We start from the raw sequence: 26,898 nt of genomic DNA, 5'->3' as shown, positions 1-26,898 counted from the left end.
GGGCATGCCCCAACTCCCCGCCCCGGACTACCCGGCCGACGTGCGGGACCGGCTGGAGGCGGACGCCGGGGAGGTGATCGCCCGCTACCCCGACAGCCGAAGCGCGCTGCTGCCGCTGCTGCACCTGGTGCAGGCCGAGGAGGGGTACGTCACCCGCACCGGCGTCCGGTTCTGCGCCGAGATGCTGGACCTGACCACCGCCGAGGTCACGGCGGTCGCCACCTTCTACACCATGTACCGGCGGCGGCCGTCGGGCGACTACCAGGTCGGCGTCTGCACCAACACCCTCTGCGCGGTCCTGGGCGGCGACGCCATCTTCGCGGCCCTCCAGGAGCACCTGCGGGTGGCCAACGGAGAGACCACCGAGGACGGCAAGGTCACCCTCGAACACATCGAGTGCAACGCGGCCTGCGACTTCGCGCCCGTGGTGATGGTGAACTGGGAGTTCTTCGACAACCAGACCGTCGAATCCGCCAAGCGGCTCGTGGACGACCTGCGCGCGGGGCGGACCGTGGAGCCCACCCGCGGCGCCCCCTTGTGCACCTTCAAGGAGACGGCGCGCATCCTCGCCGGATTCCCCGACACCCGACCCGGCGCGGTCGAGGCCACCGGCGGCGCGGGCCCCGCCTCCCTGATCGGCCTGCGGCTGGCCCGGGGCGAGGCGCCGCCCGGGAAGATCGTCGCGCCGCGCACCGCCGCCTCGGCCGACACCGGCACCGAGGAGGGGGAGTGATGACCATGGCTACCGCGGACGGCGGCGCCACCCGGCCAGAGGCCGGCGGAGGGACCAGCCCCGAGAAGCTGCTCGCCCCCGTCCTCTCGGCCTTCTGGGACCAGCCGCGCTCCTGGACCCTGGAGACCTACCGTCGGTACGAGGGCTACGAGGGCATGCGCAAGGCCCTCGCGATGGCACCCGACGACGTCATCGCGCTGGTGAAGGACTCAGGGCTGCGCGGCCGCGGCGGCGCGGGCTTCCCCACCGGCATGAAGTGGCAGTTCATCCCCCAGGGCGACGGCAAGCCGCACTACCTCGTCGTCAACGCCGACGAGTCCGAACCCGGCACCTGCAAGGACATCCCCCTTCTCTTCGCCAACCCGCACGCGCTCATCGAAGGCATGGCCATCGCCTGCCACGCCATCCGCTCCGCGCACGCCTTCATCTACCTGCGGGGCGAGGTCGTCCCCGTACTGCGGCGGCTGCACGAGGCCGTTCACGAGGCGTACGAAGCGGGTTACCTCGGCCCGGCCGAACGCCGCCGCGAGGCCCTCGGCCTGGACAGCCTCCCCGGCCTCGACATCACCGTGCACGCGGGCGCGGGCGCATACATCTGCGGCGAGGAGACGGCGCTGCTGGACTCGCTCGAAGGACGCCGCGGCCAGCCCCGGCTGCGTCCCCCCTTCCCGGCCGTCGCCGGCCTGTACGCCTGCCCCACTGTGGTGAACAACGTCGAGTCCATCGCGTCCGTTCCCGCGATCCTCAACAAGGGCAAGGAATGGTTCCGTTCGATGGGCAGTGAGAAGTCCCCCGGCTTCACGCTCTACTCGCTGTCCGGACACGTCACCAACCCCGGCCAGTACGAGGGCCCGCTCGGCATCACCCTGCGCCAGCTGCTGGACATGTCCGGCGGCATCCGCCATGGGCACCGGCTCAAGTTCTGGACGCCCGGCGGCTCCTCCACCCCGCTGCTCACCGACGAGCACCTGGACGTCCCCCTTGACTACGAGGGCGTCGGCGCGGCCGGATCGATGCTCGGCACCAAGGCCCTCCAGTGCTTCGACGAGACCACCTGCGTGGTGCGGGCCGTCACCCGCTGGACCGAGTTCTACGCCCACGAGTCCTGCGGCAAGTGCACCCCGTGCCGCGAAGGCACCTACTGGCTGGTCCAGTTGCTGCGCGACATCGAGGCGGGCAAGGGCCGCATGGAGGACCTCGACAAGCTGAACGACATCGCCGACAACATCAACGGCAAGTCGTTCTGCGCCCTCGGCGACGGCGCCGCCTCCCCGATCTTCTCCTCGCTGAAGTACTTCCGCGAGGAGTACGAGCAGCACATCACCGGCCGCGGCTGCCCCTTCGACCCGGCGGCGTCCACCGCCTGGGCCGACGGCCCGAAGACCTCTCACCTGGGGGTGAACGCATGACAGTGACCACCAATGCTCCCTCCTCAGGAGGCGAGGCCGCGGTGCCACCCGAGGACCTGGTGTCGCTGACCATCGACGGCATCGAGCTCTCCGTCCCCAAGGGGACGCTGGTCATCCGCGCGGCCGAGCTGCTCGGCATCGAGATCCCGCGGTTCTGCGACCACCCGCTGCTGGACCCGGTGGGCGCCTGCCGCCAGTGCATCGTCGAGGTCGAGGGCCAGCGCAAGCCGATGGCGTCGTGCACGATCACCTGCACCGACGGGATGGTGGTCAGGACGCAGCTCACCTCGCCGGTCGCCGAGAAGGCGCAGCGCGGCGTGATGGAGCTGCTGCTGATCAACCACCCGCTGGACTGCCCGGTCTGCGACAAGGGCGGCGAATGCCCGCTGCAGAACCAGGCGATGAGCGCGGGCCAGGCCGACACCCGCTTCGAGGGCCGCAAGCGCACGTACGAGAAGCCCATCCCGCTCTCCACCCAGGTGCTTCTGGACCGCGAGCGCTGCGTGCTCTGCGCCCGCTGCACCCGCTTCCAGCAGCAGATCGCCGGTGATCCGATGATCGAGCTGATGGACCGCGGCGCGCTGGAGCAGGTCGGCATCGGCGACGAGCCCTTCGAGTCGTACTTCTCCGGGAACACCATCCAGATCTGCCCGGTCGGCGCGCTGACCTCCGCGGCCTACCGGTTCCGCTCCCGCCCCTTCGACCTGGTCTCCTCGCCGTCGGTGTGCGAGCACTGCGCGGGCGGCTGCGCCACCCGTACCGACCACCGGCGCGGCAAGGTGCTGCGGCGGCTCGCGGGCAACGACCCCGAGGTCAACGAGGAGTGGATCTGCGACAAGGGCCGGTTCGCCTTCCGCTACGCGCAGCTTCCGGACCGGCTGACCACCCCGCTGGTCCGCGACCGGGAGACCGGCGAGCTGCGGACCGCGAGCTGGCCGGAGGCGCTGGCGGCCGCCGCCGAGGGGCTGGCCGCCGCGCGCGGCCGCACCGGCGTGCTGACCGGCGGCCGCCTCACCGTTGAGGACGCGTACGCGTACGCCAAGTTCGCCCGGACCGCCCTGTTCACCAACGACATCGATTTCCGGGCCCGCGTGCACAGCAGCGAGGAGGCCGACTTCCTGGCCGCGCGGGTGGCCGGCCGCGGCCGGGACTTGGACGGTACGGGCGTCACGTACAGCTCGCTGGAGCAGGCGCCGGCCGTCCTCCTCGCGGGGTTCGAGGCGGAGGAGGAGGCCCCCGGGGTCTTCCTGCGGCTGCGCAAGGCGCACCGCAAGCACGGGCAGCGCACCTTCGCGCTGGCCACCCACGCCACCCGCGGGCTGACCAAGGCGGGCGGCACACTGCTCCCCGCCGCGCCCGGCACCGAGACCGAGTGGCTCGACGCGCTCGCGGCCGCCACCGGTCTGGACGGTGACGGCCGGGCGGTGGCCGACGCGCTGCGCGCCGAGGGCGCGGTGATCGTCGTCGGCGAGCGGCTCGCGGCCGTCTCCGGCGCGCTCACCGCGGTGGTGCGACTGGCGGCCGCCACCGGCGCCGCGCTGGCCTGGATCCCGCGGCGGGCCGGGGAGCGCGGCGCCGTCGAGGCCGGGGCGCTGCCCGGGCTGCTGCCCGGCGGCCGGCCCGCCACCGACCCGCGCGCCCGGCAGCAGGTCGCCGACGTGTGGGGCGTCGACGGGCTGCCGCACACCTACGGCCGGGACACCGGCCAGATCGTCGAGGCCGCGGCGAGTGGCGAGCTCGGGGCGTTGCTCGTCGCGGGTGTGGAGGTCGCCGACCTGCCGGATCCGGCGCGGGCCGCCGAGGCGCTGGCGGAGATCGGGTTCCTGGTGAGCCTGGAGCAGCGGCCGACCGAGGTGACCGCGCGGGCCGACGTGGTCCTGCCCGTGGCGGCGGTCGCCGAGAAACCGGGGACGTTCCTCAACTGGGAGGGCCGGGCCCGGCCGTTCGAGACCGCGATCAAACCCGCCCAGGCCACCCGGCAGCACTTCCCGCCGGACGCCCGGGTGCTGCACATGCTCGCCGACGCGATGGCCGACGCCGCGGACGGGACCGGACCGGGCGGCCTGGGGCTGCCGGATCTGTCGGCCGTACGCCGCGAGATGGACCGGCTGGGGACGTGGGACGGCCCGTACCCGGCCGATCCCGTGGCGATCGGGCAGGTGCTGCCCCGCCCCGAGGAGGGCGAGGCGGTGCTGGCCGGCCACCGGTTGCTGCTCGACCAGGGCCTGCTCCAGCAGGGCGACGACGCCCTGGCGGGGACCCGGCACGCCGCGGTGGCCCGGCTGTCGGCGGCCACCGCCGCCGAGACGGGTGTGAAGGACGGCGACCTGCTCGCGGTCACCGGCCCGGTGGGCGCGGTCGAACTGCCGCTGCGGATCACGCCGATGCCGGACCGGGTCGTCTGGCTCCCGCTCAACTCCCCGCGCGGCGGCGCGTCGCGCTCGGTGAGCCACGACACCGGGGCCCGGCCCGGTGACCTCGTCCGCATCGGCCCGGCGTCCGCGACCGCGCCGGAGACCACCGAACCGGAGGTGGAAGCGTGACCGCCTTCGCCCACGCGACCTTCGCCCAGGGGGCCTTCGCCCACGCGGCACCGGCCCGCGGCGGTGTGCTCGCGGCCGAGGACCTGTCCATGTTCGGGGGCGACCCCTGGTGGCTGGTCCTGGTCAAGGCCGTCTTCTGCTTCGCCATGCTGATGGTGACGGTCCTGATCGCCATCGTCCTGGAGCGCAAGGTCCTCGGCTGGATGCAGCAGCGGATCGGCCCCAACCGGCACGGCCCGTGGGGCATGCTCCAGTCCCTCGCGGACGGCGTGAAGCTGATGCTCAAGGAGGACGTGGTCGTCAAGCGCGCGGACAAGGTGGTCTACGTCCTCGCGCCGATCGTGGCCGCGGTGCCCGCGTTCATGGCGGTCGCGGTCATCCCCTTCGGCCCGGCGGGCAACGAGGTCTCCGTCTTCGGGACCCGTACCGCGATGCAGCTGACCGACCTGCCGATCGCGGTGCTGTACATCCTGGCTACGGCCTCGGTCGGCATCTACGGCGTCGTGCTCGCGGGCTGGTCCTCCGGGTCGACGTATCCGCTGCTGGGGGGCTTGCGCTCCTGCGCGCAGATGATCAGCTACGAGATCGCGATGGGCCTGTCCTTCGCGGCGGTGTTCATCTACTCCGGTTCGATGTCGACCTCCGCCATCGTGGAGGCGCAGCAGGGGCGCTGGTACGCGGTGCTGCTGCCGGTGTCGTTCCTGATCTACATCATCGCCATGATCGGTGAGGCCAACCGCACCCCGTTCGACATGCCGGAGTCCGAGGGCGACCTGGTCGGCGGCTTCAACACCGAGTACTCGTCGATCAAGTTCGCGATGTTCATGCTCGCCGAGTACATCAACATGGTCACCCTCTCGATGGTCGCCGCCACCTTGTTCCTGGGCGGCTGGCGGGCGCCCTGGCCGATCAGCGCCTTCTGGACGGGCGCGAACCACGGCTGGTGGCCGCTGCTGTGGTTCCTGGCCAAGGTCAGCACGCTGCTGTTCGTCTTCATCTGGATCCGCGCCTCGGTCCCCCGGGTGCGCTACGACCAGTTCATGAAGCTGGGCTGGAAGGTCCTCATCCCGGTCTCCGCGGTCTGGGTGATGCTCGTCGCGACCGTGCGGGCGCTGCGCAACGAGGACTACGACTTCCACCAGATCGTGCTCTACGTGGGCGGCGGCATCGTGGCGCTCCTGCTGCTCTCCTTCGTCGTCGACGTCTTCCGGGAGCGCACCGAGCAGCGGACCGCGGCCGAGGCGCCGCCACCGCCCGCGTTCGACCCGATGGCCGGCGGCTACCCGGTGCCGCCGCTGCCCGGACAGACCCCGCCACCCGTACCGCGCCGCCGCCCGCGCCGCGACGGCGACCTGATTGTCAGTGGTGGCCCCAATACTGACAGTGACGGAAAGGAGGCCGACGGTGCCTGATTTCGAAAACCCGGTCGCGGGCTTCGGTGTGACCTTCCGGAACATCTTCAAGAAGCGGATCACCGAGCAGTACCCGGAGGAGAAGAAGCCGACGGCCCCCCGCTTCCACGGCCGCCACCAGCTCAACCGGCACCCCGACGGGCTGGAGAAGTGCATCGGCTGCGAGCTGTGCGCCTGGGCCTGCCCGGCGGACGCCATCTACGTGGAGGGCGCGGACAACACCGACGAGGAGCGCTACTCCCCGGGCGAGCGGTACGGGCGCGTCTACCAGATCAACTACCTGCGCTGCATCCTGTGCGGGCTGTGCGTCGAGGCGTGCCCCACCCGCGCGCTGACCATGACCAACGAGTACGAACTCGCCGACAGCACCCGCGCATCGCTCATCTACACCAAGGACGAGCTGCTCGCCGGTCTGCGGGAGGGCATGGTCGACACCCCGCACGCGATCTATCCCGGCATGGACGAGCAGGACTACTACCGGGGCCTGGTGGCCGAGGCGGCGCCCGGCACCGAGCGCCAGGTCGCGGTCTCCAAGGGCGAGCGGCCCCCGTCGGCCGACGCCGAGTCCGACGCCGATTCCGACGCGGAGAACGGCGCCGATTCCGACGCGGAGAACGGCGCCGATCACGATCCGAAGAAGGTGATCGACGCATGAGTCTCGCGGCGGTGGCCTCCACCGGGGAGGCCGTGCAGTTCTGGATCCTGGGGACGATCGCCGTGGTCGGCGCGCTGGGCACGGTCCTGATGAAGAAGGCCGTGCACAGCGCCCTCTCACTGGCCGGCACCATGATCATCCTGGCGGTGTTCTACCTCGCCAACGGGGCGTACTTCCTCGGCGTCGTACAGATCGTCGTCTACACCGGCGCGATCATGATGCTGTTCCTCTTCGTCGTCATGCTGGTCGGCGTCACCGCCGCCGACTCGCTGAAGGAGACGATCAAGGGCCAGCGCTGGCTGGCCGCCCTGTGCGGCCTCGGCTTCGGCATCCTGCTCTGCGCCGGGATCGGCAACGCCTCGCTGAACTCCTGGAACGGCCTGGCCGACGCCAACTCCGGCGGTAACGTCCAGGGCCTGGCCGAACTCATCTTCACCAAGTACGTCTTCGCCTTCGAGATCACCGGCGCGCTGCTGATCACCGCGGCCGTCGGCGCGATGGTGCTCACCCACCGGGAGCGCACGGAGGGCCGCAAGAGCCAGCGCGAGCTCGCCGAACAGCGGATCCGCGAGGGCACCCAGGTCACTCCGCTGCCCGCGCCCGGCGTCTACGCCCGGCACAACGCGGTGGACATCCCCGGCCTGCTGCCCGACGGAACCGTCTCCGACCTCACCGTCAGCCCCACCCTGCGCAGCCGCGGCCAGGTCCGCGACGTCTCGGGCAAGGCACTGGCCGCCCTCAAGGCCCTGGAGCAGCGCGCGGGCCAGTGGCGGCAGCAGAGCGGCCGGGGCGGCGGCGCGGCCGAGGAGACCGGCGAGGGCGAGGAGAGCAAGGGAACCAACGGCGCGCCGGGCGACAACCGGCCCGACGAGAACGGCAACGCGCGGGACGCTCAGCACTCAGGGGGAGCCGCCAAGTGAATCCGGTCAACTACCTCTACCTGGCCTCGCTGCTGTTCACCATCGGCGCGGCCGGGGTGCTGATCCGGCGGAACGCCATCGTCGTGTTCATGTGCGTCGAGCTGATGCTGAACGCCTGCAACCTGGCGTTCGTCGCGTTCTCCCGGATGCACGGCAACCTCGACGGCCAGATCGCGGCCTTCTTCACGATGGTGGTCGCCGCGGCCGAGGTCGTGGTCGGCCTGGCCATCATCGTGACGATCTTCCGCGCCCGCCACTCGGCCTCGGTCGACGACGCCAGCCTGATGAAGCTCTAGAAGGGTCGCGTACAAGTGGAGAACCTCATCGGATTGCTTGTCGCGGCCCCGCTGCTCGGCGCGGCCGTGCTGCTGTGCGGCGGGCGCCGTCTGGACCGTACGGGGCACTGGATCGGCACCGCGCTGGCCGCGGCCTCGTTCGCCGTCGGCGCGGTGCTCTTCGCCGACATGCTGGGCGCGGACGAGCACGACCGGGCCCTGCACCAGCATCTGTTCAGCTGGGTCCCGGTCGGCGACTTCCGGGCGGATGTCGCCTTCCAGCTCGACCAGTTGTCGATGACGTTCGTACTGCTGATCACCGGTGTGGGCACGCTGATCCACATCTACTCGATCGGCTATATGGAGCACGACGAGCGCCGCCGCCGCTTCTTCGGCTATCTCAACCTGTTCCTGGCCGCGATGCTGCTGCTCGTCCTCGCCGACAACTACCTGCTGCTGTACGTCGGCTGGGAGGGCGTGGGCCTGGCCTCGTACCTGCTCATCGGCTTCTGGCAGCACAAGCCCAGCGCGGCCACGGCCGCGAAGAAGGCGTTCCTGGTCAACCGTGTCGGTGACGTCGGCCTGTCCATCGCGATCATGCTGATGTTCACCACCTTCGGCACGTTCGCCTTCGCGCCGGTGCTCTCGGAAGCGGGGCAGGCGGGGGAGGGCAAGCTGACCGCCATCGCGCTGATGCTGCTGCTCGCCGCGTGCGGCAAGTCGGCCCAGGTGCCGCTGCAGTCCTGGCTCGGCGACGCGATGGAGGGTCCGACCCCGGTCTCCGCCCTCATCCACGCGGCGACCATGGTGACCGCGGGCGTCTACCTCATCACCCGGTCGGGCGCGATCTTCAACGCGGCGCCGGACGCGCAGACAGCGGTGGTGACGGTCGGTGCGGTCACGCTGCTCTTCGGTGCCATCGTCGGTTGCGCGAAGGACGACATCAAAAAGGCGCTGGCCGGCTCCACGATGTCGCAGATCGGCTACATGATCCTGGCCGCCGGCCTGGGCCCGATCGGCTATGTCTTCGCGATCATGCACCTGGTCACCCACGGCTTCTTCAAGGCCGGGCTGTTCCTCGGCGCCGGGTCGGTCATGCACGCCATGAACGACGAGGTCGACATGCGCAAGTACGGCGGCCTGCGGAAGTACATGCCGGTCACCTTCGTCACTTTCGGGCTCGGCTATCTCGCGATCATCGGCTTCCCCGGCCTGTCGGGGTTCTGGTCCAAGGACAAGATCATCGAGGCGGCCTTCGCCAAGGGCGGTACGGAGGGCTGGATCCTCGGCGGCGCGGCGCTGCTGGGCGCGGCCATCACCGCGTACTACATGACCCGCGTGATGCTGCTGACGTTCTTCGGCGAGAAGCGCTGGGAGCCGGCCCCCGACCCGGACAAGGTGCCCAGCGTCGAACCGGGCGTCGAGGCCCACCCCGGCGAGATGCCGCATCCCCACGAGGCGCCGAAGTCCATGACGATCCCGATGATCGTCCTCGCCTTCGGATCGGTCTTCGCGGGCGGCCTGTTCAGCCTCAACGACGCGTTCCTGCACTGGCTGGAGCCGGTCACCGGGCACAGTCACGGCGACTCGCCGCTCAGCGCCGCGACCGTCACCGGCGGTACCGTCGCCGTGCTGCTGGTCGGCGTCGCGCTCGCCTGGGCGCAGTACGGTCGCAGGCCGGTGCCCCGCACCGCGCCGCGCGGCGGCCTGCTCACCCGGGCCGCCCGCCGCGATCTGCTCCAGGACGACTTCAACCACGCCGTGTTCGTCAAGCCCGGCGAGTACCTCACCCGGGGGCTGGTCTACGTCGACCACACCCTCGTCGACGGAGTGGTCAACGGCACCGCGGCCTCGGTCGGCGGGCTGTCCGGGCGGCTGCGGAAGCTGCAGAACGGCTACGCCCGCACGTACGCGGTCTCGATGTTCGGCGGTGCGGCGGTGCTCATCGCCGCGACCCTGCTGATGAGGGCGGTCTGAGTCATGTCATTTCCTCTGCTGACGGCCACGGCCGTGGTGCCGGCGGTCGGCGCGATCGCCACCGCCGCCACGCCCGCCGGCCGGCGTACCGCGGCGAAGTGGACGGCGCTGGGCTTCTCGCTCGCCACGCTCGTCCTGGCGGCGGTCGCGCTGGTCCGCTTCGACCCGGACGGCGCGCACTACCAGCTCACCGAATCACACACCTGGATCAGGGACTTCGGGGTCCGCTACGAACTGGGCGTGGACGGTATCGCGGTGGTGCTCGTCGCCCTCACCGCCGTCCTGATCCCCTTCATCATCCTGGCGGGCTGGCATGACGCCGACCCCCTCGAAACCGACGGCGCCGAGGGGCGGCCCGACCGGCGCTGGCGGCCCACCCAGGGCTTCTTCGCTCTCATCCTCATGGTCGAGGCGATGGTGGTGCTCTCCTTCGAGGCCACCGACGTCTTCCTCTTCTACATCTTCTTCGAAGCCATGCTGATCCCGATGTACTTCCTCATCGGCGGCTTCGGGGACCGGGCGGGCGGCCGGACCGAGGAGGAGACCGCCACCCAGCGTTCGTACGCGGCCGTGAAGTTCCTGCTCTACAACCTGGCCGGCGGTCTGATCATGCTGGCCGCGGTGGTCGGGCTGTATGTGGCGACCGCCGACGACCTGGGCACCGGCACCTTCTCGCTCCAGCAGATCACCGAGGCCCGCGCCGCCGGGCAACTGGACTTCGGTACGGGGATGGAGCGGCTGCTGTTCCTCGGCTTCTTCTTCGCCTTCGCCGTCAAGGCGCCGCTGTGGCCGCTGCACACCTGGCTGCCGAACGCCATGGGGGAGTCCACCGCCCCCGTCGCCGTGCTGATCACCGCAGTGGTCGACAAGGTCGGCACCTTCGCGATGCTCCGCTTCTGCCTCCAGCTCTTCCCGGAGGCCAGCAGGTGGGCCACGCCGGTGATCCTGGTGCTGGCCGTGGTCAGCATCGTCTACGGCGCGCTGCTGGCGGTGGGCCAGCGCGACATCAAGCGGCTGATCGCCTACGCGTCGATCTCCCACTTCGGCTTCATCATCCTCGGCATCTTCGCGATGACCTCCCAGGGGCAGAGCGGCGCCACGCTGTACATGGTCAACCACGGGATCTCGACGGCGGCGCTGATGTTGGTGGCCGGATTCCTGATCACCCGCCGCGGCTCGCGGCTCATCGCCGACTACGGAGGGGTGCAGAAGGTGGCCCCGGTGCTCGCCGGCACCTTCCTCGTCGGCGGTCTCGCCACCCTGTCACTGCCCGGACTGGCCCCGTTCATCAGCGAGTTCCTGGTACTGGTGGGCACCTTCAGCCGCTATCCGGCACTCGGGATCGTCGCCACCGCGGGCATCGTCCTGGCCGCGCTGTACGTCCTGGTGCTCTACCAGCGGACCATGACCGGCCCGGTCAAGGACGAGGTGCGCGGCATGCCGGACCTGCGGGTCCGGGAACTCGTCGTGGTGACACCGCTGATCGCGCTGCTGCTCTTCCTCGGTGTCTACCCGAAGCCGGTCACCGAGATCCTCGACCCGGCGGTCGACCACACGCTGTCGGTGGTCGACAAGAAGGACCCCGAACCGGATCACCCCGTCACGGACGCGGGCTGGTTCCGCTACAGCCCGCAGAGCGACCATGCTCCCGGAGGTGCCAAGTGACCAGCGCTTCGGCTGTCCACAGCCTGTGGACGACGTCGGCCCAGGCGCCCGACAAGATCCCGACGCCGCATATCGAGTACGGCCAGCTCGCCCCGACGCTGATCGTCCTCGGCGCCGCGATCGTCGGCATCCTCATCGAGGCGGCCGTACCGCGCCGCAACCGCTACACCGCGCAGCTCTTCGTCGCCGCCCTCGCCCTGGCCGCGGCGTTCGCCGCGGTGGTCGCGCTGGCGGCCGGTGACTACGGCACCACCAAGGCGCGGATCGCCGCCATGGGCGCCATCGCCGTCGACGGCCCGGCGCTCTTCCTCCAGGGCACGATCCTGCTGGTCTCCCTGGTGGCGGTGTTCACCTTCGGGGAACGGCACCTGGACCCGGCGGTGCACGGCAAGCACGTCGACTCCTTCGCGGCGCAGGGCTCCGCCGTCCCCGGCGGCAAGGCCGAACGGGCCGCGGTCAAGGCCGGGTTCACCACCACCGAGGTCTTCCCGCTGCTGCTCTTCGCCGTCGGCGGCATGCTCATCTTCCCCGCGGCGAACGACCTGCTGACCCTCTTCGTGGCGCTGGAGGTCTTCTCCCTCCCGCTGTACATCCTGTGCGGGCTCGCCCGCCGCCAGCGGCTGCTGTCCCAGGAGGCCGCGGTCAAGTACTTCCTCCTCGGCGCCTTCTCCTCCGCCTTCCTGCTCTTCGGCATCGCCCTGCTGTACGGCTACGCGGGCACGCTCACGTATGCCGGGATCGCCGATGTCGTCGACGGCGAGGTCGCGCGGATCACCCCGGCGCTCGCCCAGACCATGGGGAACGACGCGCTGCTGCTCATCGGCGGGGCGATGGTGCTGGTGGGGCTGCTGTTCAAGGTCGGCGCGGTGCCGTTCCACATGTGGACCCCGGACGTCTACCAGGGCGCCCCGACCCCGGTCACCGGCTTCATGGCGGCGGCCACCAAGGTCGCGGCGTTCGGCGCGCTGCTGCGGCTGCTGTACGTGGTGCTGCCGGGCCTGCGCTGGGACTGGCGCCCGGTGATGTGGGGGGTGGCGATCGTCACCATGCTCGGCGGTGCGATCGTCGCGGTGACCCAGACCGATGTGAAGCGGCTGCTGGCCTACTCCTCGATCGCTCACGCGGGCTTCATGCTGGCCGGTGTCATCGCCACGACGGAGGACGGCATCTCGTCCGTGCTCTTCTACCTGGCGGCCTACTCGTTTGTGACGCTGGGCGCGTTCGCCGTGGTCACGCTGGTCCGCGACGCGGGCGGCGAGGCCACGCACCTGTCCAAGTGGGCGGGGCTGGGACGCCGTTCGCCGCTGGTGGCGGCGGTCTTCGCGGTCTTCCTGCTGGCCTTCGCGGGCATCCCGCTGACCTCGGGCTTCGCGGGGAAGTTCGCGGTGTTCAAGGCGGCGGCGGACGGCGGCGCGGGCGGCCTGGTGGTGGTCGGCGTCCTCGCTTCCGCCATCGCGGCCTTCTTCTACATCCGCGTCATCGTGCTGATGTTCTTCAGCGAGCCGCGCCCGGAGGGCCCGTCCGTCGCGGTGCCGAGCCCGCTGACCTCCGCGGCGATCGCGATCGGCGTTGTGGTGACCCTGGTGCTGGGCGTGGCCCCGCAGCCCTTCCTGGACCTCGCCGGTGACGCCGGAGTGTTCGTGCGCTGAGGGTCGTACGACGCGACGAGCCCCCCGGCGCGGTCGCCGGGGGGCTCGTACGCTCTGAGGCCGTGGTCAGCCGATGCCGCCCGCGGAGTCCGGCAGCTCGATGCCCGTCGGGAGGTCCGTGGGAACGTTGGTCGGGACACCGGTCGGCACGCCGCCGGTGGGCATGTCACCGGTCCGGGTGAACGTGTCGTTCTCGCTCAGCGCGTCCCAGTCGACCGTGACGGTCTTGCCGCCGTCGCTCACCGTCACCTTGCCCTTGGTGCGGTCCGTGTTGCCGTCGCTGCACTGCAGCATCAGCATGTTGTTGGAGTACGTGCCCTGGCAGAGGTGCGGGCCGGCGATCGCGGCCTTGTCGCCGGTGATGACCAGAGAGACCGGCCGGCTGCCCGCCGCCTGCGAGATGTAGGTGCCGGACGCGGTGCTGCCGTCGCCGCCCGCCGGGGCGTTCGACTGGCCGCCCGCGATCGGCGACTTCTTGTCGTCCTTGTCGTCATTGCTGCTGGAACAACCGGTGACCAGCACAGCGGCGATGAGCGCCGCCCCCGTGATCTGTGCTGCCTTGCGCACGTGTCTCTCCGTCCTTCGCCGAGCAGGAGCACGCCAAGTTAGCAGCCGATGGCTGAATCAAGTGCGGCGCCGGTCCGCTTGTCACACAGCTGGGACGATCTGTCCCCTTACCTCGCCGAGTTGTACGCGGACACCGTCCGGGCCGGGCGCCCAGGCCGTCAGCGTCACCTCGTCGCCATCCTCCAGGAACGTCCGCTTTCCGTCCGGCAGCTCGACCGGGTCGCGGCCCGCCCAGGTGAGTTCGAGCAGGCAGCCGCGCTCCTCGGGCAGCGGGCCGCTGACCGTACCGGAGGCGAAGAGGTCGCCGGTGCGCAGCGAAGCGCCGTTGACGGTCATGTGCGCCAACTGCTGGGCGGCCGTCCAGTACATGGCCGAGAACGGCGGGTGGGCGACCGGGTGCCCGTTGATGGCGACCTCGATCCGCAGGTCGAGTCCACCGGGCTCGGCGGCCGCGTCGTCGAGGTAGGGCAGCAGCGGGAAGTCGCGGGCCGGCGGGCTGGTCCGGGCCGCGTCGAACGCGTCCAGCGGGGTGATCCACGGCGATACGGAGGTGGCGAACGACTTGCCCAGGAACGGGCCGAGCGGGCGGTACTCCCAGCTCTGGATGTCCCGCGCGGACCAGTCGTTGAGCAGGGTGACGCCGAAGACGTGGTCGCGGAAGGACTCCAGCGGCACACGCTCGCCGAGCGCGGTCGGAGTGCCGACGACGAAACCCACCTCGGCCTCGATGTCCAGCCGCTGGGTGGGCCCGAAGGCGGGTGTGGTCGCGCCGGGGGGCATCCGCTGGCCCAGCGGGCGGATCACGGGCGTGCCGGAGACGACGACCGTGCCGGCCCGGCCGTGGTAACCGATCGGGAGGTGCTTCCAGTTGGGGGTGAGCGGGTCGCCGTCCGGGCGGAACATCCTGCCGACGTTGGTGGCGTGGTGCTCGCTGGCGTAGAAGTCCACGTAGTCGGCCACCTCGAAGGGGAGGTGGAGGGCGACGTCGGACAGCGGGAGCAGCAGCGGCTCGGTCGCGGCGCGCCGGGCCGGGTCGGTCAGCCAGCCGCGCAGCGCGGCGCGGACCGCCTGCCAGACGGGGCGGCCCGCGGCCAGCAGCGGGTTGAGGGTGGGGTGGGCGAGCAGTTCCGCGTGCGGCGAGCCGTGCGCGGCCGCGGCGGCGGCCAGGTCCAGGACATGGTCTCCGTAGCGGACGCCGATGCGTCGGTGATGCGGGGCGTCGGCGGTGCTGAAGACGCCGTAGGGGAGGTTGTGCGGGCCGAAGGGGTCGCCTTCGGGCAGGTCGAGCGGGCTCTGCTGCGGCATGGGTGCTGCCTCGCCTTCTCCTCGTGACCGTGGTGGCCGAACTCGGTGGCCGGGGCACAGACTACGACGCGGGGTCGAGCGCGCGCCGCCGTTGCGCGTATGGTCACGCGGCCACGCTGCGTAGCGAAAAGCGGCCGCGGCGCATGCCGTGGCGGACGCGGTGCGTAGTGAGGCGTACGCGCTGCGTATGGTTGCGCGGTTGGAATCCGTGCTTCGTGTGACCGGTGGCATAGCGGCGGGAAGTCGTGGGCGCGGCGCCGTGCGCGACGGGCCGCGCAAGCCGGGAAGGCGCCCACAGTGATCGATACCCGACCGGATACTCTGCCTTTTAGTGGAGACAGCGACACATCGACAATCCGCGTGATCGTAGGCAGACAGGAGTACCCCTCGTGACCGTCGTCGGGCCTATTGGGCTGAGCGTGCGGGACCTGACTCTGGAAGCCGACATCCAGGCCGGTTTGGCAGCTGTGGAAGAGGGCCTCATCGAGGCCACGAAGAGTGACGTCCCGTTCATAACGGGAGCCGCGCAGCACCTGTTGCGGGCGGGCGGCAAGCGGTTCCGGCCCCTGCTGGTGATGCTGGCCGCGCAGTTCGGCGATCCGCACGCGCCGGGTGTCGTCCCCTCGGCGGTCGTCGTCGAGCTGACGCACCTGGCGACGCTGTACCACGACGACGTCATGGACGAGGCCGACGTGCGCCGCGGGGTGCCCAGCGCGAACGCCCGCTGGGGCAACTCGGTGGCCGTCCTGACCGGCGACTTCCTCTTCGCGCGTGCCTCGCACATCCTCGCGGACCTGGGCCCGGAGGCGGTCCGTATCCAGGCCGAGGCGTTCGAACGCCTGGTGACCGGGCAGATCCTGGAGACGGCGGGGCCGCGGGAGGGGCGCGACCCGGTCGAGCACTACCTGGACGTCCTCTCGGGCAAGACGGGCTCGCTGGTCGCGGTCTCCGGCCGGTTCGGCGCGATGATGTCCGGCGCCGACGAGGCGGTCGTCAACATCCTTACCCAGTACGGCGAGCGGCTCGGCATCGCCTTCCAGCTCGCCGACGACGTCCTCGACATCGCCAGCGACAGCCACGAGTCGGGCAAGACGCCCGGCACCGATCTGCGGGAGGGCGTCCCCACGCTGCCCGTGCTGCGGCTGCGTGCCCAGGCCGAGGCGAGCGGTTCACCGGAGGACCGCGAGCTGTGCCGGTTGTTGGACGGCGACCTCACCGACGAGGGGCGGCACGCGGAGGTGTTGCGCCGGCTGCGCGCGCACCCGGCCCTGGAGCAGGCTCGCAGGGACACCCTCCGGTACGCGGCGGACGCTCGGGCGATGCTGGCGCCGCTGCCCGAGGGAGCCGCGAAGTCCGCGCTGGAAGGTCTCTGCGACGCCGTGGTGCACCGGGCCGGCTGACGTTCCCCTAGGGGAAGCCGTCGCTTTTGCTCGGGGAACTCGCCGTTCTCCGTGGGTCGTTCCACCTCTGGTCTCACTGCTGTCATACCGCAGGCGTACGGGAAGTTGATCCCGCGGGCTGACGCGGTAGACGTGCCGGTTTGGTGTGATTGACAGACCACCACACGGCGGATCGGGCGACAATGACCCGAGAGGTGGACGAGTGCGAGGCTGACGACCGCCGCCGAAGACGGAGGTAGAGCACATATGGCACGAATCCGACCGACACAGGTCGCCGAAGACGACCACTGGGACGACGAACAGCCGGTCCGGCGCCGCAAGGCCGTCCGGTACGCCGTTCCCGTCGCGGTGGCAGGAGTGGCGGCGGCGACGATCGGGCTCGTCCCGGCGCTCGCCGACTCCGGCGACCCCGACCTTCCGAAGATCTCCGCGGAGGAGCTCATCGGCAAGATCGCCGCATCGGACACCGAGCAGATGTCCGGCACGATGAAGATCAGCACCGACCTGGGGCTCCCGTCGCTGCCGTCGGGCCTGTCCCTCGGCGGCGGGGGAGACGCGGACGGCGCGAGTGCCTCTCCCGAGTCCAAGCTCCCCGAACTCGCCTCCGGCACCCACACCCTGCGCTTCGCGGTGGACGGCCCGGACCGGCAGCGGGTGTCCATCATCGAGGACGCCGCCGAGTACAGCCTGATCCACAACGGCGACGACGTGTGGGCGTACGACAGCGCAGCCAACGCCGTGTACCACGCCGAGGCCCCGAAGGGCGCGGAGAAGGGGGCCAAGGGCAAGCCCGCGCCGGAGCTGCCCAAGGACCTGCGGGACGCCACTCCGCAGGAGCTCGCCAAGCAGGCCCTCGCCGCCGTGGACGACACCACGGAGGTGAAGGTCGACGGCACCGCGAAGGTCGCGGGGCAGGACGCCTACCAGCTGCTGATCAAGCCCCGGGAGAGCGGCTCGACCATCGGCTCCATCCGGATCGCGGTGGACGCGGACACCGGTGTGCCGCTCAAGTTCACGCTCAGCCCCAAGGGCGGCGGCAAGGCCGCCGTCGAGATCGGCTTCACCAAGGTGGACTTCGGGAAGCCGTCGGCGGACCGCTTCGCCTTCACCCCGCCGAAGGGCGCCAAGGTCACCGAGCAGCGCGACGTGGACCGCAAGGCCGAGGAGTACGCGGAGGAGCACGGCCTCAAGCAGGGCTCGGAGACGGCCGAGCCCGCGGACTTCTCCGGGCTGAATGTCATAGGTGAGGGCTGGGGCTCGATCGCCCGGCTCGACCTGCCCAAGGAAGCCGCGTCCGGCCTGAACCTGTCCGACCTGAACCCGTCCGGCCAGGACGCGCCTTCCAAGGCCGAAGGGGCCGTCGCCGGCCTGATCGACGGCCTGGGTGACAAGGTCAAGGGCGACTTCGGCTCCGGCACGGTGTTCAGCACCCGCCTGGTCAACGCCCTGCTGACCGACGACGGCAAGGTCTTCGTCGGTGCCGTCGACAAGGACGCGCTGGTCGACGCCGCGAACGCGGCGAAGTAGCGCGAAGCGGAATGAGGTAGCGCAGTGGGGCGGCGGCCGTGCGGACCGCCGCCCTCTCGCGGTCCCTCCCACGGGCCGTGCCCTCACGCGCGGCCCGAACACCCGATATGAAGGGGAGCCCGTGGACAAGCCGTCCGCCGATGACGTGCCCGTGGCACCGGCGGCTGCCGCCTCCCGTGAGGCCGCGGCCGTGCAGACCCGCGGGCTCACCAAGCGCTATCGGGGCGGTCAGCTCGCGGTCGACTCCCTTGACCTGACCGTGCCGCGCGGCAGCGTCTTCGGGTTCCTCGGGCCCAACGGCTCGGGCAAGACGACGACCATCCGCATGCTGATGGGCCTCATCGAACCGAGCTCCGGCAGGGCCCGGCTGCTCGGCGAGCCGATGCCCCGCGCGGCCCGGAGCGTGCTGCCCCGGGTCGGGGCGCTCATCGAAGGCCCCGCGCTCTACGGCTTTCTCAGCGGCCGGGACAACCTGATCCGGTACGACTCGGCCGACCCCACCGCCGACCCCCGCACCCGCGCCGCACGCGTCGCGGCGGCACTGGACCGGGTGGGCCTGGGGGCCGCCGCGGGCAAGAAGGCGCGCGCCTACTCGCTGGGGATGAAGCAGCGCCTCGGACTCGCCGCCGCCCTCCTCCAGCCCCGCGAGCTCCTGGTCCTCGACGAGCCGACCAACGGACTCGACCCTCAGGGCATGCGGGAGATCCGCACGTTGGTGGGCGAGTTGGCCGACGAGGGCACCACGGTCTTTCTCTCCTCCCATCTCCTGGACGAGATCGAGCAGGTCTGCACCCACGCGGCGGTGATGACCCAGGGCAGGCTGGTCACCCAGGGCACGGTGGCCGAGCTGGTCGCGGCCACCCGGGGGCGGTTGTCCGTCACCACCCCCGATCCGGCCGACGCGGCCCGCGTGCTCAAGGAGCACGGCGTGACGGACCTCCTCGTACGGGACGACCAGGTCACCGGCGAACTGCCCGTGACGCGGACCGCTTCCGCCGCCGGTGAGGAGCCCGCCGTCGACCTGGCGGACATCAACGCGGCGCTGGTGCGCGAAGGGGTGCGGGTGCGCGCCTTCGGCACCGAACGGGGTTCGCTGGAGGACGCTTTCGTGGCACTGACCGGGGAGGGCTTCGATGTCGCGGGCTGAAGTGGACTGTGCGGCCGCGGCGTCGGCGCCCCGGCCAGGAGCCCGCCTGCTGTGGTCGCTGGCCCTGTTCCGCAACGAGTTGGGCATCACCTTCCGGCGCGGTCGGACCATCGCCTTGTTCGCGGTGCTCGCCGTGATCCCGATCCTCATCGGGATCGCCGTGAAGATCGAGACCAGCGACGGCGGTTCCATCGGCGGTGGGAGAGGAGCGGAAGGAGAAGGCCCCGCCTTCCTCAACCAGGTGACCAACAACGGCGTCTTCCTGGTCTTCGCCGCGCTCGCCGCGACCCTTCCGATCTTCCTGCCCATGGCGATAGGCGTCGTCGCGGGCGACTCCATCGCCGGTGAGGCCGGCTCCGGAACCCTGCGCTATCTGCTGGTCGCTCCGGCGGGCCGGACCCGGCTGCTGCTCGCCAAGTTCGTCGCGGTCCTGGCCTTCTGCCTGGCCGCCACCATGGTCGTGGCCGTCACCGCGCTGGCGGCGGGAGCCGTACTCTTCCCGCTCGGCGACGTCACTCTGATATCCGGCACCACCGTGTCGTTCACCGACGCGCTGATACGGGCCCTGGCCATCGTCGCCGTGGTCACGGTCTCGCTCGCCGGCGTCGCCGCGATCGGCGTGTTCGTCTCCACACTCAGCGGCAGCGGTATCGCGGCCATGGCGGCGACGGTGGGCCTGCTGATCACCGTGCAGATCATCGACACCATCCCCCAGCTGCACGCCGTCCACCCCTACCTGTTCCCCCACTACTGGCTGAGCTTCGCGGACCTCCTGCGTGACCCGGTGTACTGGGACGACCTGGTCAAAAACCTCGGCCTGCAAGGTCTGTACGTGGCGGTCTTCGGCTCGGCGGCCTGGGCGCGGTTCACGGCCCGCGACATCACGGCCTGACCGCGGCCGCACAGCGGCGGCCGCGGCCAGGGTCACGGGCAGGCCGCGGTCAGGGCCGCGGCCAGGTCAGGCGCGGGCTCAGAAGGTCAGCTTCCAGCTGTCGACGTAGCCGGTGTCCTGCGCGGCCACGTCCTGCACCCGCAGCCGCCACGTCCCGTTCGCGGCCTCGCTGCTCGCGTCCACCGTGTATGTGGTGATCACGTTGTCCGCCGAGTCGGAGCTGCTGGAGTTCTTGAGCCGGTAGGCCGTGCCGTCGGGGGCCAGCAGGTCGATGACCAGGTCGCCGCGCCAGGTGTGCTTGATGTCCACGCCCACCTTCAGCGTTGCGGGGGCGTTCCCGGTCCGGCCGGTGACGGAGACCGTGGACGTCACGGCGGCGCCGTTGTCCGGGACGGCGACGTCCGCGGCGTTCTCGAAGACCGTGCCCGGCGTCGTCGAGTCGTCCGCGCTCAGCGTCCAGATCGCGTGGGCGATGGCGTCGCTGTTGCGGTCCAGGGCGGTGTCGTCGATGTTGCTGGTGGTGTCGCAGGAGGAGTGGTAGCAGCGGTCGAAGGCCTGGCCCGCCGTACCGCCCCACTTCTGCGCCTGTGCGCTGGTCTTGCGGTTGCTCGCGCCGGTGAACAGCCCGCCCACCGGGATGCCGACGTTCTTGAACGACGCGTGGTCGGAGCGGCCGTCGCCCTCGGTCTCGATCTCGGTCGGAACGCCCTTGGCCGCGAACCAGTCCTTGAAGACCGCTTCGAGCCGCGGGTCGTCGTCGTAGACGAAGTAGCCGGGGTTGGGTGAGCCGATCATGTCGAAGTTCAGATAGCCGTCGATCTTGGCGCGCTCGGTGCCGGGCAGGTTGTTCACGTAGTGCCGGGAGCCGACCAGGCCGAGCTCCTCCGCACCCCACCAGCCGAAGCGCAGGTGCTTCGCGGGGTGGTGCCCTTCGCGGGCGACGGTGAGCGCGGTCTCCAGGACCGCCGCGGAGCCCGAACCGTTGTCGTTGATGCCGGGGCCGCTGCCCACGGAGTCGAGGTGGGCGCCCGCGAACAGCACGTTCTCGGTGTCGCCGCCGGGCCAGTCGGCTATGAGGTTGTAGCCGGTGCTGCCGCTGGTGGTGAACTGCTGCACCGACGTGGTGAATCCGGCGGCGTCCAGCTTGGCCTTGATGTAGTCGATCGACGCCTTGTAACCGGGGCGGCCGTGCGCCCGGTTGCCGCCGTTGGCGGTGGCTATGGACTGGAGCTGGGACAGGTGCGCCTTGACGTTGGCCACGGAGATGTCCGGGGCGGCGAGGGCGCCCGCGGCCGGGGCGGCGGAGGCCGCGTCGGGCTGTGCGCCCGCGGGGGCCGCGGTACCGGCGACCAGGGCCGCGACCGCTCCGGCCGCGACGGTGGCGCCGGCGGCCCGGCGTATCCAGGATCTTCGGGAGGTACGCCGGCCTGTGGCGCGTGAAAGGGCAGAAGGCATGGGGGGCTCCGGATTCCGAACGAGGACAGGACGGAACGAACGTGAACGTGGGGGTGGTGCACGTGCCCGTGGGGCGGTGGAGCTGTACGAGACGAACGGCGACGCGAATCGAGCGTGGTGCGGAGCGTCTGGTGCGACGAACCGTGCCGTGTACGACGAAGCGTGGAACAAGCCGTCACGGGCGTCGTACCCAACAGTTGTGCGATGTGAGGCCGATGGTCGGGCTGGTACTGACCTCGTGTCAAGAGCGACTGTCGGACGACGGTTGCCGGATATCGGCCGCTTCCGCCGTACGCGCGGCGTTCGCCGCCGCCGTGGCGGCGGCCTGGGCGGCCAGCCGCCCGCGGTGCGCGGTGTGCAGCGCGTCCCAGGTCAGCATGGCCAGGGCCAGCCATACGAGGGCGAATCCCGCCCACCGTTCGGACGGCATGGACTCGTGGAAGACCAGCACCCCGAGCAGGAACTGGAAGGTCGGCGCCAGGTACTGCATCAGCCCGAGGGTGGACAGCGGCAGTCGCACGGCCGCGGCGCCGAAGCAGACCAGCGGCAGCGCGGTGGCGGCGCCGGTGCTGGCGAGCAGCAGCGCGTGGCCGAGGCCCTCGGAGGCGAACGTGAGATCGCCGTGTGCGCCCGCGAAGATCAGGAAACCGAGGGCGGGCAGGATCTGGACCGAGGTCTCGGCGGCGAAGGACTCCGGTCCGTCGAGCCCGACCCGCTTCTTGACCAGGCTGTAGGTGCCGAAGGTGAACGCGAGGGAGAGCGCGATCCAGGGCAGTCGGCCGTAACCGATGGCCAGGACGACCACGGCGGCCGTGCCGACGCCGACCGCCGCCCACTGCACGGGCCGCAGCCGCTCACGCAGCAGTACGACGCCGAAGGTGATGCTGACCAGCGGGTTGATGAAGTAGCCCAGGGCCGTCTCGACCACGTACCCCGCGTTGACCGCCCAGATGTACAGGCCCCAGTTCGCGGTGATGACGGCGGAGGCCAGGACGATGGCGGCCAGCCGCCGCGGCTGTCGCAGCAGCGTGGGGATCCAGGACCAGCGGCGCAGCACCAGCAGGACGACGAGGGCCACGGCAAGGGACCAGGCCATGCGGCAGGCGAGGATCTCGCCGGCTCCGGCGGGCTCCAGGAGCGGCCAGTACAAGGGGAAGAGCCCCCACAGGCCGTAGGCGCCGAAGCCGTAGGCGAGTCCTGAACGCTGCTCACTCCGCTGCTTCATACGGGACCTCCCCTTTGCGCGTGCTGACCCTGCTGAAGGTAGCGCCGAGGGGGCCAGAGTGTCATTCCCGTACCGGCATACGGTCATGACAGTCGGTTGTGCGTGCATATGTACGGACAAAAGCGGGTGCCCGGTGGAAGGCCTGTGAGGGCTTCCACCGGGCACCCGCTCGGGCCGGCGCGCGCGGGCGGGCGGCTCAGCCGACCACCGTCCAGGTGTCGCCGCCCGCGAGCAGTGCGGCCAGGTCGCCCTTGCCCTTCTGCTCTATCGCGGCCTCCAACTGGTCCGACATCTGGGTGTCGTAGACGGGGCGGTCGATGCTGCGGAAGACCCCGATGGGCGTGTGGTGCAGGGTGTCGGGGTCTGCCAGGCGGGACAGCGCGAACGCGTTGGTCGGCGAGGCCGCGTGGGCGTCGTGGACCAGGACCTGCTGTTCGTTCTCGGCGGTCACCGGCACGACCTTGAGGTCACCGGTGGCCTGATCGCGCACCACGCCCTTGCTCCCGTCCGCGCCGAAGCGGATCGGCTGGCCGTGCTCGAGGCGGATGACCGCGTCCTGTGCCTGGTCCCTGTCCTTCAGGACTTCGAAGGCGCCGTCGTTGAAGATGTTGCAGTTCTGGTAGATCTCCACCAGGGCGGTGCCGGGGTGGGCGGCTGCCTGCCGCAGCACCTCGGTCAGGTGCTTGCGGTCGGAGTCGACCGTACGGGCGACGAACGACGCCTCGGCGCCGAGCGCCAGCGACACCGGGTTGAAGGGTGCGTCGAGCGAGCCCATCGGCGTGGACTTGGTGACCTTGCCGACCTCGGAGGTGGGGCTGTACTGGCCCTTGGTCAGACCGTAGATCCGGTTGTTGAACAGCAGGATCTTGAGGTTGACGTTGCGGCGCAGGGCGTGGATGAGGTGGTTGCCGCCGATGGACAGGGCGTCGCCGTCGCCGGTGACGACCCATACGGACAGGTCGCGGCGGGAGGACGCCAGCCCGGTGGCGATCGCGGGGGCGCGGCCGTGGATGGAGTGCATCCCGTAGGTATTCATGTAGTACGGGAAGCGGGAGGAGCAGCCGATGCCGGAGACGAAGACGATGTTCTCCTTCGCCAGGCCGAGTTCGGGCATGAAGCCCTGGACCGCGGCCAGGATGGCGTAGTCGCCGCAGCCGGGGCACCAGCGCACTTCCTGATCGGACTTGAAGTCCTTCATGGACTGCTTGGCTTCCGCCTTCGGCACCAGTGAGAGCGCCTCAGTCATCGATGGCCTCCTTAAGGGCCTGTGCGAGCTGCTCGGCCTTGAACGGCAGGCCCCGTACCTGGGTGAGGGAGTGGGCGTCGACCAGGTACTTCGCCCGCAGCAGCGTCGCGAGCTGGCCCAGGTTCATCTCCGGGACGACCACCTTCTCGTAACCCTCCAGCGCCTCACCGAGGTTCCGCGGGAAGGGGTTGATGTGGCGCAGGTGCGCCTGCGCGATGGTGCCCCCCGCGGCCCGGATGCGGCGGACGGCCGCGGTGATGGGCCCGTATGTCGAGCCCCAGCCCAGCACCAGCACCTTGGCCCGGCCCTCCGGGTCGTCCACCTCGACGTCGGGGACGTCGATGCCGTCGATCTTGGCTTGGCGGATCCGGACCATGTGGTCGTGGTTGGCCGGGTCGTAGGAGATGTTGCCCGTGCCGTCCTGCTTCTCGATCCCGCCGATGCGGTGCTCCAGCCCAGGGGTGCCCGGCACTGCCCAGGGCCGCGCCAGGGTCTGCGGGTCACGCTTGTACGGCCAGAACACCTCGCTGCCGTCGTCCAGCACGTGGTTCGGTCCGGTGGCGAACCGCACCCGCAGGTCGGGCAGTTCGTCGATCTCCGGGATCCGCCACGGCTCCGAACCGTTGGCCAGGTACCCGTCCGACAGCAGGAACACCGGGGTCCGGTACGTCAGCGCGATCCGGGCGGCCTCCAGCGCCGCGTCGAAGCAGTCCGCCGGGGTGCGCGGCGCCACCACGGGCACCGGCGCCTCACCGTTGCGCCCGTACATCGCCTGGAGCAGATCGGCCTGCTCCGTCTTGGTCGGCAGACCGGTCGACGGGCCGCCGCGCTGGATGTCCACCACCAGCAGCGGAAGCTCCAGTGAGACCGCCAGCCCGATGGTCTCCGACTTCAGCGCCACGCCCGGGCCGGAGGTCGTGGTGACCGCCAGCGCACCGCCGAACGCCGCGCCCAGCGCCGCGCCGATCCCGGCGATCTCGTCCTCCGCCTGGAAGGTGCGCACACCGAAGTTCTTGTGCTTCGACAGCTCGTGCAGGATGTCCGAGGCCGGGGTGATCGGGTACGACCCCAGGTACAGCGGCAGATCCGCCTGCCGGGAGGCGGCGACCAGTCCGTAGGACAGGGCCAGGTTCCCGGAGATGTTGCGGTACGTGCCGGGCGGGAACGCCTTGGTCGCCGGGGCCACCTCGAAGGAGACGGCGAAGTCCTCGGTGGTCTCGCCGAAGTTCCACCCCGCGCGGAACGCCGCGACGTTCGCCTCGGCGATCTCCGGCTTCTTGGCGAACTTCTTGCGCAGGAAGCTTTCGGTGCCCTCGGTGGGCCGGTGGTACATCCACGACAGCAGGCCGAGCGCGAACATGTTCTTGCTGCGCTCCGCCTCCCTCCGGGTGAGCCCGAAGTCCTTGAGCGCCTCGATGGTCAGCGTGGTCAGCGGCACCGGGTGGACGCTGTAGCCGTCCAGCGACCCGTCCTCCAGCGGACTGGTGTCGTACCCGACCTTCGCCATCGGACGCTTGGTGAACTCGTCCGTGTTCACGATGATCTCCGCGCCCCGCGGCACATCGCCGATGTTCGCCTTGAGCGCGGCCGGATTCATCGCCACCAGCACGTTGGGGGCGTCCCCCGGGGTGAGGATGTCGTGGTCGGCGAAGTGCAGCTGGAACGATGAGACACCCGGCAGGGTCCCGGCAGGGGCGCGGATCTCCGCCGGGAAGTTCGGGAGCGTCGACAGATCGTTTCCGAAGGACGCCGTCTCCGAGGTGAACCGGTCGCCGGTGAGCTGCATACCGTCACCCGAGTCGCCCGCGAACCGGATGATCACCCGGTCCAGGCGGCGGACCTCCTTGGTGCCGTCCGGCTGCCGCTGTCCCCCGACGAGTGCAGCCCCGTCCGTCGGCTCGGTGGGCTCGGCCTGTTCGGCCGACGTACTGACCTGGCTGGTCACTGCTTCGGACCTCCTTAGAGGCGGCGGTTCCTTATGTCGGCACCTACCGGTTGTCCCATGGCCATCGTACGTCGGTAAGGGTGCCCTTCCCTGGGAAGATCGCATCGTGGACGCCCTCATCCGGCCCCTTTATGTCCCGGTTCGTGGCGGCTTGCCCGTGTGTGGGTCTGTGAGTCCAGCGGCGCTCGTGTCTCGGTCTTTGGACTCACGACCGGTCTTCGAGCGCGCGCTCCTGCCCGCTGACCACCGGTGATGGCTCCACGAGCGCCGGTCAGGACCTGAGATACGTCAGTACCGCCAGCACCCGCCGATGATCACCGTCGCTCGGCGACAAGCCGAGCTTGAGGAAGATGTTGCTGACGTGCTTCTCGACGGCCCCGGGGCTGATCACCAGCTGCTTGGCGATCGCGGAGTTCGTCCGGCCCTCGGCCATCAGGCCCAGGACCTCCCGCTCCCGCGGGGTGAGCGCCGCCAGGACATCCTGCTTCCGGCTGCGCCCCAGCAGCTGCGCGACGACCTCCGGGTCCAGCGCCGTACCGCCCTCGGCGACGCGCACCACAGCGTCCACGAACTCCCGCACCTCGGCCACCCGGTCCTTGAGCAGATAGCCGACCCCCCTGCTGCTGCCGGCCAGCAGCTCCGTGGCGTACTGCTCCTCCACGTACTGAGACAGCACGAGCACCCCCAGCCCCGGGTGGTCGTGCCGGAGCCGCACCGCCGCCCGCACTCCTTCGTCCGTATGGGTCGGGGGCATCCGCACGTCGGCCACCACCACGTCCGGCAGCGCGCCCTCGTCGGCCAGCTCCCGCACCGACTTCAGCAGCGCCTCCGCATCCCCCACACCTGCCACGACGTCGTGACCCCGGTCGGTCAGCAGCCGGGTCAGGCCCTCCCGAAGCAGCACCGAGTCCTCGGCGATGACCACCCGCAACCTGTCCTCCACGATTTCTG

General features: G+C 70.7%; 21 protein-coding genes. 14 read left to right on the top strand and 7 right to left on the bottom strand.

All coding sequences use genetic code 11. The features are described 5' to 3' along the window. The first annotated feature begins 4 nt into the window (after positions 1-4). The 10 genes from nuoE (at position 5) to nuoN (ending at position 13,238) form a co-directional block, all read left to right on the top strand. Positions 5-733: an NADH-quinone oxidoreductase subunit NuoE gene (gene nuoE, locus ACQUSR_RS13610; RefSeq protein WP_431047563.1), complete on the top strand. Its 729-nt coding sequence runs from the start codon at positions 5-7 to the stop codon at positions 731-733. Continuing rightward, positions 733-2,142 carry an NADH-quinone oxidoreductase subunit NuoF gene (gene nuoF / locus ACQUSR_RS13605; RefSeq protein WP_431042828.1) on the top strand — a complete coding sequence of 470 codons (1,410 nt, stop codon included), beginning with the start codon at positions 733-735 and terminating at the stop codon, positions 2,140-2,142. The genes nuoE and nuoF overlap by 1 nt, the downstream gene beginning before the upstream one ends. Then, the gene (locus ACQUSR_RS13600; protein ID WP_431042827.1) at positions 2,139-4,685 is read left to right on the top strand and encodes an NADH-quinone oxidoreductase subunit G; all 2,547 of its coding nucleotides are present in this window, start codon (positions 2,139-2,141) and stop codon (positions 4,683-4,685) included. The genes nuoF and ACQUSR_RS13600 overlap by 4 nt, the downstream gene beginning before the upstream one ends. A gap of 89 nt (positions 4,686-4,774) precedes the next feature. Beyond that, complete coding sequence (nuoH, locus tag ACQUSR_RS13595) at positions 4,775-6,097, top strand: NADH-quinone oxidoreductase subunit NuoH (RefSeq protein ID WP_431047561.1); 1,323 nt, start codon at positions 4,775-4,777, stop codon at positions 6,095-6,097. After that, complete coding sequence (gene nuoI / locus ACQUSR_RS13590; protein ID WP_431042826.1) at positions 6,090-6,752, top strand: NADH-quinone oxidoreductase subunit NuoI; 663 nt, start codon at positions 6,090-6,092, stop codon at positions 6,750-6,752. Before nuoH ends, nuoI begins: the two co-directional genes overlap by 8 nt. Next, positions 6,749-7,672, top strand: a complete 924-nt coding sequence (locus ACQUSR_RS13585; RefSeq protein ID WP_431042825.1) for an NADH-quinone oxidoreductase subunit J — start codon at positions 6,749-6,751, stop codon at positions 7,670-7,672. The genes nuoI and ACQUSR_RS13585 overlap by 4 nt, the downstream gene beginning before the upstream one ends. Beyond that, positions 7,669-7,968 carry an NADH-quinone oxidoreductase subunit NuoK gene (nuoK, locus tag ACQUSR_RS13580; protein WP_304463312.1) on the top strand — a complete coding sequence of 100 codons (300 nt, stop codon included), beginning with the start codon at positions 7,669-7,671 and terminating at the stop codon, positions 7,966-7,968. The genes ACQUSR_RS13585 and nuoK overlap by 4 nt, the downstream gene beginning before the upstream one ends. A gap of 15 nt (positions 7,969-7,983) precedes the next feature. Then, complete coding sequence (nuoL, locus tag ACQUSR_RS13575; protein ID WP_431042824.1) at positions 7,984-9,924, top strand: NADH-quinone oxidoreductase subunit L; 1,941 nt, start codon at positions 7,984-7,986, stop codon at positions 9,922-9,924. 3 nt (positions 9,925-9,927) lie between these two features. Further along, positions 9,928-11,589, top strand: a complete 1,662-nt coding sequence (locus ACQUSR_RS13570) for an NADH-quinone oxidoreductase subunit M (protein ID WP_431042823.1) — start codon at positions 9,928-9,930, stop codon at positions 11,587-11,589. Beyond that, positions 11,586-13,238 carry an NADH-quinone oxidoreductase subunit NuoN gene (nuoN, locus tag ACQUSR_RS13565; RefSeq protein ID WP_431042822.1) on the top strand — a complete coding sequence of 551 codons (1,653 nt, stop codon included), beginning with the start codon at positions 11,586-11,588 and terminating at the stop codon, positions 13,236-13,238. Before ACQUSR_RS13570 ends, nuoN begins: the two co-directional genes overlap by 4 nt. Positions 13,239-13,304: 66 nt before the next feature. On the opposite strand, the gene ACQUSR_RS13560 is transcribed toward nuoN, so the two are convergent. Both ACQUSR_RS13560 and fahA read right to left on the bottom strand, forming a co-directional pair. Then, on the bottom strand, positions 13,305-13,805 hold the full coding sequence (locus ACQUSR_RS13560) for a hypothetical protein (RefSeq protein ID WP_431042821.1): 501 nt from the start codon (positions 13,803-13,805) through the stop codon (positions 13,305-13,307). An 81-nt stretch (positions 13,806-13,886) separates the two neighbouring features. Beyond that, entirely contained in the window at positions 13,887-15,110 is a 1,224-nt protein-coding gene (gene fahA, locus ACQUSR_RS13555; RefSeq protein WP_431042820.1) for a fumarylacetoacetase, read from the bottom strand. 389 nt (positions 15,111-15,499) lie between these two features. On the opposite strand from fahA, the gene ACQUSR_RS13550 reads away from it, so the two are divergent. From ACQUSR_RS13550 to ACQUSR_RS13535, 4 genes are all read left to right on the top strand, one after another. Beyond that, positions 15,500-16,510, top strand: a complete 1,011-nt coding sequence (locus ACQUSR_RS13550) for a polyprenyl synthetase family protein (RefSeq protein ID WP_431042819.1) — start codon at positions 15,500-15,502, stop codon at positions 16,508-16,510. Between the two features lie 246 nt (positions 16,511-16,756). Beyond that, positions 16,757-18,037 (top strand): LolA family protein, encoded by a 1,281-nt coding sequence (locus ACQUSR_RS13545; RefSeq protein ID WP_431042818.1) that lies wholly within the window; start codon positions 16,757-16,759, stop codon positions 18,035-18,037. 145 nt (positions 18,038-18,182) lie between these two features. Beyond that, the gene (locus tag ACQUSR_RS13540) at positions 18,183-19,184 is read left to right on the top strand and encodes an ABC transporter ATP-binding protein (RefSeq protein ID WP_431047559.1); all 1,002 of its coding nucleotides are present in this window, start codon (positions 18,183-18,185) and stop codon (positions 19,182-19,184) included. Next, positions 19,171-20,076 (top strand): ABC transporter permease, encoded by a 906-nt coding sequence (locus ACQUSR_RS13535; RefSeq protein WP_431042817.1) that lies wholly within the window; start codon positions 19,171-19,173, stop codon positions 20,074-20,076. Before ACQUSR_RS13540 ends, ACQUSR_RS13535 begins: the two co-directional genes overlap by 14 nt. A 78-nt stretch (positions 20,077-20,154) precedes the next feature. Here ACQUSR_RS13535 and ACQUSR_RS13530 read toward each other — a convergent pair whose 3' ends face one another. From ACQUSR_RS13530 to ACQUSR_RS13510, 5 genes are all read right to left on the bottom strand, one after another. Further along, the gene (locus ACQUSR_RS13530) at positions 20,155-21,531 is read right to left on the bottom strand and encodes a M28 family metallopeptidase (protein WP_431042816.1); all 1,377 of its coding nucleotides are present in this window, start codon (positions 21,529-21,531) and stop codon (positions 20,155-20,157) included. A gap of 241 nt (positions 21,532-21,772) precedes the next feature. Next, positions 21,773-22,756 carry an EamA family transporter RarD gene (gene rarD / locus ACQUSR_RS13525; protein ID WP_431042815.1) on the bottom strand — a complete coding sequence of 328 codons (984 nt, stop codon included), beginning with the start codon at positions 22,754-22,756 and terminating at the stop codon, positions 21,773-21,775. 196 nt (positions 22,757-22,952) lie between these two features. Next, positions 22,953-24,002 carry a 2-oxoacid:ferredoxin oxidoreductase subunit beta gene (locus ACQUSR_RS13520; RefSeq protein WP_431042814.1) on the bottom strand — a complete coding sequence of 350 codons (1,050 nt, stop codon included), beginning with the start codon at positions 24,000-24,002 and terminating at the stop codon, positions 22,953-22,955. Next, positions 23,995-25,947, bottom strand: a complete 1,953-nt coding sequence (locus tag ACQUSR_RS13515) for a 2-oxoacid:acceptor oxidoreductase subunit alpha (RefSeq protein WP_431042812.1) — start codon at positions 25,945-25,947, stop codon at positions 23,995-23,997. Before ACQUSR_RS13515 ends, ACQUSR_RS13520 begins: the two co-directional genes overlap by 8 nt. Before the next feature lie 271 nt (positions 25,948-26,218). Next, positions 26,219-26,878, bottom strand: coding sequence for a response regulator transcription factor (locus tag ACQUSR_RS13510; RefSeq protein ID WP_431047558.1), 660 nt, complete (start codon positions 26,876-26,878; stop codon positions 26,219-26,221). Between the last annotated feature and the right edge of the window lie 20 nt (positions 26,879-26,898).

Source organism: Streptomyces sp. P1-3, assembly GCF_050613155.1.
GTDB lineage: Bacteria > Actinomycetota > Actinomycetes > Streptomycetales > Streptomycetaceae > Streptomyces.
This window is presented reverse-complemented; position numbering and strand designations above follow the sequence as displayed.